6 protein-coding genes are annotated in these 12506 nt (G+C 54.5%); 2 read left to right on the forward strand and 4 right to left on the reverse strand.

Annotation, left to right across the window (positions count from 1 at the left end; translation table 11 throughout):
* Positions 1-134 precede the first annotated feature (134 nt).
* Entirely contained in the window at positions 135-473 is a 339-nt protein-coding gene (locus ACSQ36_RS41575) for a DUF4148 domain-containing protein (protein ID WP_436186719.1), read from the forward strand.
* Between the two features lie 836 nt (positions 474-1309).
* Here the strand turns inward: ACSQ36_RS41575 and ACSQ36_RS41580 are convergent.
* Positions 1310-2875 (reverse strand): efflux transporter outer membrane subunit, encoded by a 1566-nt coding sequence (locus ACSQ36_RS41580; RefSeq protein WP_436186720.1) that lies wholly within the window; start codon positions 2873-2875, stop codon positions 1310-1312.
* A gap of 395 nt (positions 2876-3270) precedes the next feature.
* Positions 3271-3405 carry a hypothetical protein gene (locus ACSQ36_RS41585; protein WP_436186721.1) on the reverse strand — a complete coding sequence of 45 codons (135 nt, stop codon included), beginning with the start codon at positions 3403-3405 and terminating at the stop codon, positions 3271-3273.
* Positions 3406-5190: 1785 nt separating this feature from the next.
* Between ACSQ36_RS41585 and ACSQ36_RS41590 the strand changes: the two genes are divergently transcribed.
* A complete protein-coding gene (locus ACSQ36_RS41590; protein WP_436186722.1) occupies positions 5191-5430 on the forward strand; it encodes a hypothetical protein in 240 nt (79 codons plus the stop codon).
* A 1727-nt stretch (positions 5431-7157) separates the two neighbouring features.
* Here the strand turns inward: ACSQ36_RS41590 and ACSQ36_RS41595 are convergent.
* A complete protein-coding gene (locus ACSQ36_RS41595; protein ID WP_436186723.1) occupies positions 7158-8579 on the reverse strand; it encodes a sensor histidine kinase in 1422 nt (473 codons plus the stop codon).
* A gap of 1762 nt (positions 8580-10341) precedes the next feature.
* Entirely contained in the window at positions 10342-11025 is a 684-nt protein-coding gene (locus tag ACSQ36_RS41600; protein WP_436186724.1) for a response regulator transcription factor, read from the reverse strand.
* Between the last annotated feature and the right edge of the window lie 1481 nt (positions 11026-12506).

A 12506-nucleotide genomic window follows, 5' to 3' on the forward strand; every position in this document is an offset into this window, starting at 1 on the left:
TATTCGCATATTTCACAATTGTGTATCGTCGAAACGAGGGTTTTCCCTATCTTGAATCTAATCTATGCTCCTTCCATTCGCTTCTCATACAGCCTGTGTGAGTGAAGCAAAATCGCTTCTGGAGGTAGATGATTATGAGATCTTTAATCAAAGCTGTTGTGTTAACCATTGCGATCGCCGCTCCGGTTGCATCCTTCGCGCAATCGAAGCAATCACCTGTGACACGCGCACAAGTGCGCGCTGAACTTGTTCAGCTTGAGTCGGTTGGGTACAAGCCAGCTGCCGGTCGGGATCCGTACTATCCGGCCGATGCACAGATCGCGGAAGCACGCGTGGCCGCTCAAAACGAGCCGATACAAGCGGGAGTCGCCGAAACCAGCTACGGTACGTCCTCAAGCGGTTCGTCACAGTCGGGGCCCGCAACGCCAGCCGGCCGGTCGCCGTCGCAATCCATCTACTTTACTGGTCGATAGTCGACGCCAGGCACGGCAGTAGCACGCACGGAAGGCATAGCTGAAGGCTCGCGCCGTGCTCGTTAGGTGGGACGCGGCGCGGCATCCTGAAGAGGTTTCTGTGCCGGACTGTCTGTGACGCCGGGGGAGTGCGAAGGCTGTTTTAGCGATCGCAATGGTTTCACATTAATGCGTCCGGAAAAGATCTTGCGATCGACGTCAGCTCGATAGGGCGCATATTGGACACAGTGCGCGGTTGGCTTTCCCCGTCACTCTTTCATTCCCGTCGGTGCGCCGCGCGGCGTGCTTTGGGGGGGTATCCTCTGCTCTCGCGGCCGCGGCGGCGAGCACTGACCTTCTGATGTGACGGCATTCGCGCCCGCGGCGAGTTTCATCGTTTCTGCACCGCTTGCGGGGTTGGACCTTTGCGTGACGATTCGAGGGCTCAAGCTGCCGTTGTTCGCGCTGTTTTGAGCTAGTGCACCCGTGCTTCCGAGTGCACCGAGTAAGTACAACCCTATCACCGATATTTTCACGATTGCCTTCCGTCCGGGGACCGTTGGGGCCGATATCATACGATTCCATAGAAGCAGCAGCGCTTATGCTCCTACCCACGCGGGGGCGTGAGCCGGCATATCGTTCACCCGTTTGTGCCTGACGCCGCGCTCCGCCGCATTACGATTTGTTCCGCGCGATTTCATCGAGCGCGTCAGACAAGCGACAGATTCGAAGTCGCATTTCCCGCTTCGACGCTCCGGATGTACCACGGAAATCACGCTCTCTCAGATCTCGCGTATTTTGCCAATTTCCGCCCGATCAAATTGCGCGACAAAACTCGCGGCCTCGCGGCCTCGCGGCTAGCTTGCCGGCTTTGTCTGCGTCACGTGTGGCACCGGCATTATCGATACCGACGAAACCGGACCCTTGCTGTTCGCGCTCGAGTTGTAATACGGAGTTGCATCGGGCTGACGTGGTGGGTCGCCCGCGTGCTCGATCCACCCCCCACCGAGGGATCTGTACAGGCCAACCAGGTTCGTTGCGCGCTGATATCGCGCCGTGATCAACAACTGCTGAGCCGTGTACAAATTAGTCTGCGCTGTCAGCACAGCAAGATAGCTGTCGACGCCATTGGTAAATCGCAATTCCGCTAACTGCAACTCGCGTCTTTGCGAATACACGTAGCGTTCCAGCGACCTGATCTGGTCGTCGTAGGTCCCGCGCGCGGCCAAACCATCGGCTACTTCCCGGAACGCCGTTTGGATCGCTTTCTCATAGTTCGCTATCTCGATGCGTTTCTGTACCTCTGCCAAATCCAGATTCGCGATATTCGTACCACCCTCGAAAATCGGTAGCGAAATCTGAGGGGCAAATGACCATGCTGCCGTCCCGGACTTAAACAATCCACCCAACGAAGTCGAGAGCGTACCGAAACTGCCTGTCAACGAAATCTTTGGAAAAAATGCCGCCCGCGCTGCTCCGATGTTCGCATTCGCCCCACGCAGCGTCTGCTCGGCCGCTACGATGTCCGGACGCCGCGTCAGCAAGTCAGAAGGCAAGCCCGCGGGGATATCGGCAAGCATGTCCTGATTATCGAGCGCTACGCCCGGCGGCAGGTCGGCCGGCAACTGCTCGCCGACGAGCAGCACCAGAGCATTCTCGTCCTGGGCCTGCGCCCGCATTTGTGATTGCAAGTTTGCCGAGACTTGCTCTAGGATGCCTTCCGACTGCCTCACATCGAGTTCCGTACCCACGCCGTTATCGAACTCCAGTTTAGTAAGCCGAAACGACTCCTGCGCCGTTTTTAGCGTGTTACGTGTGACGGTGAGTTGGTCGCCGTCGGCGAGCATCGACAAGTACTGGTTCGCGACCTGAGACACCAGCGCTATCTCCGCTGCCTTACGCGTTTCCGCCAGCGCAAAATATTGCGCGAGCGCCTGATCCTTCAAGCTGCGGATCCGGCCGAAGAAGTCGATTTCCCACGACGCATTCACGCCCACCGAATACTCGTTAACGATCGTACCGGGGAAGAACGAAAGGTCTCTCGGCGTGCGTTGCTTGCTCTGAGACCCTACCGCGTTGAGCGTCGGAAAGAGGCTTGCGCGCGTAATCTGGTACTGCGAGCGCGCCGCCTCCACGTTCAGCATCGACACGCGCAGGTCGCGGTTGTTCTTAAGTGCCATTGCGATGATTTGCTGCAAGCGTGCATCGGCGAAGAAATCCCGCCAGCCGACATCAGGTGCTGGAGTGCTCTGTGCCGTGCGTCCAACTGACGCCTGCGAAGACGAGGCCGCCTGCTTGTCATAAACACCGCCCGTCGGAAACGACTGACTGACCGGGGCCGCCGGACGCTCGTATTTCGGCTGCAAGGTGCAACCGGCTCCAAGGATTGCAACGACCATCGCAGTCAAGGAAGGATGTCGCATCTCAATGCTCTCCCCGCATCTGGACCTGAATCGGCGAACCGCTGCTATTCCCGTGTCCGTCATTTCCACCGCCACTTACATTCAGGCCCCGCGGCGCACCCTTACTCTTCGATATCTTGCCGACCCTGATCAAGAACGACGGGATCGTGAAAATCTTGAACCGCATTCCCGTCAGCATCGCGCCAATCGCGGTCATGCGGACCGTATGCGGGGTGGCTGAACCGCCACCGCTCCTACGGGAGCGCTGCAACATCCCAGCAAAGAGCAACTCGCCCGACACACCGTACGCAACGGGCACTCTAGTCAGCGACAGCTGCCAATAAGCCGCTCCTCGAGAGCCGCTCGACGCTGCCGCCGGCACGATCCTGTTCACACCGGCGCAGCGGCGAAACAATTCAACACCCCAAAATCTCCTGTTCATCGCCCGTGCCCACCACCGCGGCCGCCATGCCCCGCGCTTTGGATAGCGCCATTGGCATGTCCGCGCCCAGTCCAACGACCATGGCTATGGCTATAGCTATGCCAACCATTCTTACCATGCCGATAACTGGTGGCATCCCATCCCTGGCTTCCCCCCCAAAGACCAAATCCCGGATACGCGGTCTGGGAATCGATCGCATACGGATCGACATACTCATTAGGTACACTGAATGAATATTCGGATTCGAGATATTCCTCGTATCCATGATCTGGTGCGGTAGCACAACCGGTTAAAGCCCCTACAATTCCTAACATGACAACAATGCTAAGCACGGTCCTTTCGTCCAAAATGATCGCCAAAACAGACGTACCTCGTTCAATTCCGAGTGCATCCAACGTGGATGGCCTAGTTGCAACTTAGACGTTGTTGGACTCATTAAGCTGCTCGGCATACCAAAGATGGCCTTAGTTGTGTTGAGCATTTGCATATACGTCGACGATATCAAATGTTGTTCGCCATTTTTCTAACTTGAGCAACTGCTGGCATCCATCCGATCGAGTAGCAAGTACGGTTTCGCGGACGTCACGGTAAGTGCAGTAGAAGCGAGGCCAACAGCGCGCGTAGGAGCGTCGCGACAAATTAGAATCATGAGGAGCCTCCCAACCTACGAAAGCTGACGGACAGAAGCGCGAAGCCGTCTAAAACGCATCGGCAACAACTTCCATAACAAAAATCTGAGAGATGTAGCGACGGCAGAAGCAGACCACCAGCAACGTCGCTTTTCAAAGCGCTTCCATCTGGAAACAATGCATCGATTCAATACTCTGCGAAGTCAGTGTAACCTTGATATCAACCGAAGAAGCTGACGCTAGTTCGGCAACGTTTTACCGCTGAAGAGCCATCACATCTGTATAGCCAACCGCAATCTGCAGTACCGCTAGAGAGGAGGATCAGCCACATCTTTTCGGCGTCAGTTCTGGTGCCACGACCACGATGGCATTGAAGACTGCCAACAAGACGATCGCAGCAGTATTGCGACTGCAGCTTCACGCCACATCACTCAATTTCAAGCGGGAGCAATGTGAAACTCCTCATCAGGTGAAAATCTTTAAACTACAAAGACCACGAGTGATTGCTCGAAAGACGCTGCGCCATCGAACTGCCCTAGTATAGTTGGTATCAGTTTGAAAGATGTTTCACGATGGTGAAGCTTGCTTCATCTCCCGTATACGAAACGTAACGTGCGTAGAGGCCTAGATTTGAGAAGCCTTAGTTTCGATAATTTGAAGACTGAGATCGGCTCAAGAAAAGTGGACATCACCATTCGGTAAAATTGAAAGAATCGAGGCACAGACGAACCAGTTCTCCGAAGCGCTGTACGCGGAGGACTTGCAAGTTCAGAGTGACGACCAATTTGACGCACAACCTGCCGGCAGCGCCGAATTACTGGATCAACACTTCAGTGCCAACGCGCCGGATCAAACGTAGTGTTACCAGAGTATCTGCACCCCGACTGATGACGGCCGGCTGCTTATGACTTGGACCGCAGGCACGGCAAGTCAGCACTAGCCATAGATGATCGCAGCGGCCTTCGTACCGGAGACAGAGTCTGAGAAGAGCCAGTATTTTTTGTCATGAAAAGACTTGCAAAACAGCTTATCACTTTACATACATGGAGGTTGACGGATAGGCCGCGTCAGCCGCGGCTTAGGTTAGGGCATCGTGGAAATCACGCTACTCAACTGCACTTCGCAAGGTCAAGGGCTTCGGCAGGAACCGACGCTCCAAGGCAACTCGACATCGTCAAGACGAAGCCTGCAGAAAAGCATAGCTCCATCTGGTTTGACAAGAGCGTTCATGCTAGGCTTCTTCTATACTAGCCATGGAGGTCTCTATGTCCGACGCCGTGTTTTCCGAGGAAGGTGACTATTTTACGTTTTCACGTGTATTCGAAAAAGAACCCGGACTTTTCGAAGCCTCCATTCTTTTTGAGCGCAAAAGTGATCATGTACATGTGCGCGTACCAGCGATGCGCCACAAGCTAACAACGACATTCAGCGACCGGAATGAAGCGATGCAGGCAGCGTTGAATTACGCTCGAGAACATGCCAAAAGCAAGGACGTAGGCGTCTAAACGCATCACCGTACCCTTGTGCAACCCGATTTCTGTGATGCCAGACTCCGATTCCCGTGGCGATCTAGCACGATCGATCCAACATCCAGGGCCGCTTTCCCTCGTTTTAAATCTTGGTTGCTAGCAGCAACGTGGCAGATCACCAACTATTAGTATAGCAAATTGTAGTACTACGAAATTACAGAGTTCGACGGGAAAAACGGATCATCGTCGAACTCTCCGACAGGCGCTACGCCGCTCGGTCAGCATCGTAGCTTCGGATCCGCATCCCGGATCTCCGCGCAAGTTCCGCTTACCGTTATTCCGAAGCAAGACACTATTGGACTCGTGGGCATTGCCCGTGCGAGGCGAAGCGCCCACAGCTGGTAATGCCGCCAAGTTACTGGTTGCAGATCTGATGAATGACGCATCCCTGCGGATGTGCCAGGCCGCCAGTAATCGACAACATTGCCATCCGTGCCTGATTGTCGTCCTCTCTGATCCTCCCGCGCATCCCGGACTTCGACAAAGGTGGCCGGTGTGCGGAATAAATCCGGCGATAAGGAGCAGAGTCCCAAAACAAAGTTTCTTCGAATCGAACACTGGATATCCTTTGCCGTTGTCTTTGTGCTTGTCCGCGGAAACGCCTTATTTAAAAGGATCTTGCGATCAAGTTCGACACATACGACATAGTGGGGACTTCCAGTGCATCCCCCAAAGCGTCGCGTCCGAGTGGTCGATCCAGAGATGCTCGATTGAATTGAAATTCTATTCGGGGAATCCTTCGATTCAAGCGGTCCGCCTGAGCCCAGCTGACTGGCGATAAGCGGTGTTTCAATGCCAAACATGCTCGTGAAGCGACGGATCATTAAGAATTTTAAGGGGCAGGAAGCAACTGCTATTAACCATCTGATTACGCTGCGTTGTGGCGACATATCACGATCTCCTGATTCGATCTTGCGAAGCACCGCACGCTCGCACCTGCGCGATGACCCGATAGCAAGCGGCTAGTGAACAGACCTCTATCTGTCGGGACCCGTGTTTGAGACATCGCGGATCCTCACTGAGATAGTCGTTTAGACTGCATCTCTCAAGGCAGTTCTCCTAAAAATCGGACAACTCCGCCATCGATATTTAACGGTTCAATAATCGTCTGCTACCATGATCAGCAGCTTGAACCTGAGCGCGTCGGGATGCCATTCCATTGCAATGACAATTGTTTTATTTATGGAACAATCCACTGCGGCCGTCAACACGAGAACCACTGAGACGCACACATCGCCCCCGGAGGAACATAGTCACGGGCCCAAGAAAAATCTCATTGAATATGAATTTCATAAAGAATACAGGAGATCACATACCGTCGAGTCTGTTCGCCATGTGTGCAACGGCCGCGCAGTCTGCTGCCCGACGGAACATCGGCGAGCACACAACCGCAAGGCCAACTCTAGTTCAGACGACCGAGATCTGTCCGGAAACCAGCGCACAAGTGCGGACGGTAATTCAGGAACAGAACGATGGTTAGCTCGCTTACTTGAAGAAGACGGCGCTCCACCATCAATGCTTGAATCAAGGAAACGATAACTGAAGCAGCGAAACCGATTTCATCGTCGGGAACTTGACGCCCCGCAAGATTGCGAAAATGCGAACACTGGCCCGGTAAAAAAAGGGCTACGGCCTTTTCGAATTTCCGCTGCAGGCCCGCGACCCGATGTTCCGGCGACGTCGAAACATCACTTCGCGAGAGGTTATTCGAGGGTATGTGGCCAGCACTCAACGGTGATCGCCGCACCGGGATTCGCGCTACCGATCCTCACGCCGAAGTCATGCATCCGGATGATCGCCGACACGATACCTAGACCTAGTCCAACACCGGCCAAATGCCGAGCCACCTCACCCCGGTAAAAGCGTTGAAAAACGGCGGTGCGCTCACGCTCGGGAATTCCTGGCCCATTGTCCGACACGACGAGCGAGGTACCAACAGCGCTGGATTCGAGCTCGACGCGAACGGTGCCCCCTTTGGGAGCAAACTTGATTGCATTGTCGAGTAGGTTGCTGAACGCCTCAAACAGCAATGCGCGATCCCCGTGGATAGGTAACTCCATATTCATACTGCTTTCGAGGCTTATGAGCTTCTCCTCCGCAAGTGGCCGATAGAGATCACATAGTTCATCGACAAGACCCTGCAAGCTCAACATGTCGAACCCGCCTCGTCGATGTAGCGCTCCGATCTCTGAAATCCGCAACATAGCTCGGAATCGATCAAGCAACGAATCAGTCTCGAGACGTGCTTGAGCGAACATGCGTGCCACGTCTTCATCTCCCAGGTCCTGCGCTCGAACAGCGATGTTGCCGAGCAAAGTACGCACATGTGCGAGCGGCGTGCGCAAATCGTGTGCAATACCATCGCAGACGCCTTTGACCTCGTGCATAAGTCGCTCGACCTCGTCCAGCATGTGATTAACCAAATGGGAGAGCATGTCGAGTTCGTCCCGACCTCCCACTGGCAGTCGCAGCCTCAGGTCGCCTCGTGCGATCTGCAAGGTGGCGTGCTGTATGTCTGTTATTCGACGCATTTGTCGCAGGCTCAGCACTAGACCGGTTGCCAAGCTGGCCACGAGACAGAGGATGCCGCCGAGGAGCAAAGCCTTGATCAGCTCCGCACGAATGTGCCGGACTTCGGCAAGGTTCCGGGCCACTACCAATTTCGTTCCATCAAACCGGCGCTCGGCGATGGCACGCACGACCGAAGTTGATGCGCCCTGCCCAAGCGTCAACGTGCGGCCTTCGAATAGGCTATGGACTTGCGCTGCACTGTCGAGCTTAAGGCCATCAGGGAAGGAGGATATGTTGCCAGCGAGGTACCGACCGTCAGAAGCGAACAGGCCATAGTAGTCGGAGTGCAACTGCTCTCGCCCGATTCTCTGCGCCACGACCATGGAGACGTCCGTATCATCCAGCGAGTCGAAATAGCGTAGTTGCCAACGAATCCCAATGTCCGCCTCCTGTTCCATCGCGTGAGTCGCCGACACTTCTATGCAACCCAACAGCGACATGCTCGACAAGATAAAAATGACCGCATATATCGATAGCCAACGAAATGTCGAGGTGTGCCAACGACGCCCCAACCGGGAGGAGGGAACGGAATCCTTCAAGTCTGTTGCAATCATTGGGTCCTCGATTTCGATGCATTCGGCGAAAGCGCCGCCAACGTCAGGTCTGCAGCGGTCGTCTGCGAGATTGGTAGCGTCGATGTGTACAAGGCTACAGCGTACACAGCATGAAGCTGGATCGGGCCGATCACGGCCTTGGGTCGATGTGACGTCTGCCGTGATCCTATCCAACTTCTGCGCACAATGTCCGGCGACACGGCTGTAAAAAACTCATGAAAATGAAGATTGATTTAAGCCAGTTTGCATGACGGGACCACGATGCTTTTCACCGCAAGAACAAGCGATACTTGCGCTTCGCCCTCATCGAAGGCGACTTGCTATTCCTAATACTGATCCCACACCCACAAGCTGGAAACACTCTAACGAACTCAGCTATCGGCATGCTTACGCAAGCTCATAAGCAGCAGTAAAGCGCTCTTTTAAAAAGAACTCTTAACGAAAATGAACTGCCCTTGTTTCGTCCCTCCGATTATGCGTTAGCTCAAACCTGACGGGCTCGTCAAGTTGGGCCAACGTCACGCCATGCGTGTCTTTGCTCACGTAAACGACCTCGCAAGGTTGGGCCCTGCCATTTGGTTGCTTGAGACATTTGCTGCCACAACCACCCCGAAGCATCAACCTGCTAGAACCGCCTCTTGGCGTGAGGCTATTCGCCGTTCCACGCGAATGCTATACCTTTCGGAATCGCACAGTACATAACTCGAAGTGTGCAGCACGATTGTCCGAAAACTCGGTGCGCTCGAGTGCAGCCTGACAAGCGAACGCGCGAGTCAGTTGGAAAATTCAGCATTTTCGCCGCTACCACGTTCGCAGCGAGCTCCGGGTCTTGCTTCGGCCCTCTTGCTGCCATCGGTGGCGCCCCCTGACCCCGTTCCTTAACCCTGGCATTGTGAAAAACGTTTCATTATTGCGTGCCCGTTTCGACACCGTTTGAGCGCTAATGTATCCAAGACATTGGGCGGTGTATAAAGCGCCGCGTCACAGACAATCTGCTAATTCAGCTCTGAGGAGAACATATTGCAAAAACTATCTGCAATCCACACACGCAGGCGCAACATACTTTGTTGCGTCGCAATCGTCTTTCTAGTGTCGGGTTGCGCTTCCATGAATGGAAACTCAACGGACCCTAACCAGTGTGTCGGCCCACCAGGTTTCTGTACGCCGTATTTCGGATCGTGACCCGCGTGAGGCCGGCTGAAAAAAGTGGACACCTCCATTCCGTAAAATTAATAAATGGAGGCGTGGATGATCCGCATCCCCAAGGCTGTGTGCACGAAGGAGTTGCGTGAAGAGTAGTAGAGCTGGCAATGACCGAAGACATCGGCATGTCCGAACCCGCGCGCTGACTGCCAATACCGATGAAGACTTTGGCGAACTGCATGCGTGCAGCAAAGGCTCGCAAGCTGAAGAGCGTTGGGCAGTATCGGAAGCCCCTGACGGAGGTCGAAGTTGAGGCTGAACTCGGCTGGGTCAAGCGGGAATCAGTCGAAGTGAAAATGCGGTGCGATTTGCTAAACAAATTCCTGAGGTACTTCGCGAAGGAGCCATGGGGAAAGCCGGCGTGATTGTAATAGCGCTATAAGCGCCCGACTGGCGCAGTATTGTGCGTGATCGCGTTTGTCGCCGATCAGCCAACGAAGCCGATCCACAACGTTGCGAATCGGTGATCGAAAGCCAGCGCAAGCTGGGGCGTGCCAGCCGCGCCTGGGTTGCAAGGGAAAAATCTCGGATGAATGGAACATGGCTGATCAAGGAACGTTTATGCCAAGATGTACCCGGAGCCCCGAACCGTCTGGATGAGCGCCTTGGTGCCCTGCTGATCAATCTTTCTGCGGAGGCGCCCCATGTGAACGTCGATCAGATTCGTACCCGGGTCGAAGTGGTATCCCCAGACCACTTCAAACAGCATCGTCCGCGTGATCGTCTGACCAGAATGCCTGACCATGAATTCAAGGATGCGGTATTCAGTTGGCAACAATGCAACTTCCACTTCATTGCGAGTGACCTTGCGGGATACCAGATCGACCTTTAGCGGACCCGCCTCAAGAACCGTTGTGTGGTTCGGTAAGTGATTAAGTCGTCGGCGCAACAGCACGCCCACACGCGCAGCGAGCTCCTCAGGATCGAAGGGCTTAGTAAGATAATCATCACCTCCGGCTCGCAGACCGCGTATTCGTTCGTCAACATCTCCGAGCGCGCTAAGCATCAGCACAGGTACTTGGATACCGGCGGCACGGATGGCGGTAAGAATCGTAAGGCCATCCAATCCCGGAAGCATCCTGTCCAGCGTGATAATGTCGTGTTCGCCTCCCATCGCCCGGACAAGGCCATCGTGGCCATTGCTGACGCACTCAACGGCGAATCCACCTCTCTCGAGCTCCGCGACAATTTCGTTCGCGCTCACTGGATCGTCTTCTATAGTCAATACGCGCGCTTTGGTCATTTCCCCCGCTCCCTCGATTGCGCCGACAGAAAGGGAGACGCCGTTCCCAACCACTGTGCAGAAACGATGTCGCGTGCGGGCCGTCGGCAGGACGCCACATACAGGCTACAAGAATGAAGTCGATAACCGACCTGTGGGGGCCGCAGGCTTAAACACGGAGGATGCGTACCAACATGATCAGCATGTCGGCCGAAACGTCGAAGATCAAAACCGGCATTCAAGGAACGCGCGTACCGGTCGATATGGTCAGGTGACATCTTCCCTGCCTGTCTCATTTATCAACTCGAAAGCAGTATGAAGGTGAATCTGCAACAACCTTACGATATTGTCGGCAGCTTCACCAAAGCATTTTCATGAAACTTTATTTAAGTTACTGATTTGACGATGGAGGCTTCGTCCTGACGACTGAAGTGTCTGCGGACGAACAGGCTTAAATCACCGATAATTTTCTCGGAGGTTTTAGTAGTGTTGGTAGATTTCGATGCCTGCGTGACTAAAGAATGATCAGCAATCTTTGGCCGTGGATTGCGTATGCGGCGTACTGACAGGATTGCAGCGGACTGCGAAAACGCTTCCCTTGGCTTGAGTCGCGCGCCTGCCTCCATCCTGTTGCCAGGTTCGTATGGCCTCTTCATACGTCCAACGTCCAGCGCAAATGGAGACCGGAACAAGCGCAGCGGACTAACGCGCGACTGGCACCCCACGGAATCCAAGTTTACAGCTTGAATTAAAACTCCTCAGAGGTGATGAGCCCCGGTCGAGCTCACCCTCGGTGAGCCGATGAAACCGCCAACATGAACAAAAATTCACTTAAAGGTAGCAGTGGCCTAAAATATCAACTGAGTCGTCAAGGAGTTTGATATGCCTCAGTCAATGATTGGCTTCGTGGTGGGCCTGGCAGTGCTTTTGGTGATCGCCCTCGTGCCTGGGCGCCGTTATCGGCAAGGAGGCTCCCGAGAGCCTCTTGGAGGACGGAGCGACGCTGAAGGATCAACCGATGCGAAACGTTGAAATTTTCATGAATAGCTAGGAACCGCTGAGAGATTCGCCGGTTGCGTCGAAGTTCGTGGGCCTGTAAGGACGCACCTTGAGCGAGACGAATGGTTCTCTATCGCGGTAGGGAAAAGCGGGGGATAATCGGGACGACGCGAATACATCATGGACTTGCGCGTCTGCAGGGCAGTTCGCTGCGTATGTACCCTGTAACTAGCGCGATCGCCATCATCCTAACGAATTGCTTCATTTTCACTTCATAGACTGGATTGCGAACCCAACTTGGCCCTCCGGCCACCGGCCCCACAGTCGCTGCATACGCAACGTAGCTTTATTGAACAGATGCTTTTTTGTGATTCTACGCTCTGCAGCCGGATCGTAATGGCCAGGTCTTTTTGAGCGGCGTTGGTGAAGAATGAGCGAGGGGCTGTAGAACGGGCGCCGCCCAGCAATTTCCGACCGGCCCGTCGCTCTGTCCAGCTGTCTGC

This window comes from Caballeronia sp. LjRoot34 (assembly GCF_964253815.1).
In the GTDB taxonomy this organism is placed as follows: Bacteria; Pseudomonadota; Gammaproteobacteria; order Burkholderiales; family Burkholderiaceae; genus Caballeronia.

Excerpts from the sequence above, each read along its gene's own strand:
- ACSQ36_RS41575 (WP_436186719.1), top strand. The coding sequence starts at position 135 with ATGAGATCTTTAATCAAAGCTGTTGTGTTAACCATTGCGATCGCCGCT.
- ACSQ36_RS41580 (WP_436186720.1), bottom strand. The coding sequence starts at position 2,875 with ATGCGACATCCTTCCTTGACTGCGATGGTCGTTGCAATCCTTGGAGCC.
- ACSQ36_RS41585 (WP_436186721.1), bottom strand. The coding sequence starts at position 3,405 with ATGGTTGGCATAGCTATAGCCATAGCCATGGTCGTTGGACTGGGCGCG.
- ACSQ36_RS41590 (WP_436186722.1), top strand. The coding sequence starts at position 5,191 with ATGTCCGACGCCGTGTTTTCCGAGGAAGGTGACTATTTTACGTTTTCA.
- ACSQ36_RS41595 (WP_436186723.1), bottom strand. The coding sequence starts at position 8,579 with ATGATTGCAACAGACTTGAAGGATTCCGTTCCCTCCTCCCGGTTGGGG.
- ACSQ36_RS41600 (WP_436186724.1), bottom strand. The coding sequence starts at position 11,025 with ATGACCAAAGCGCGCGTATTGACTATAGAAGACGATCCAGTGAGCGCG.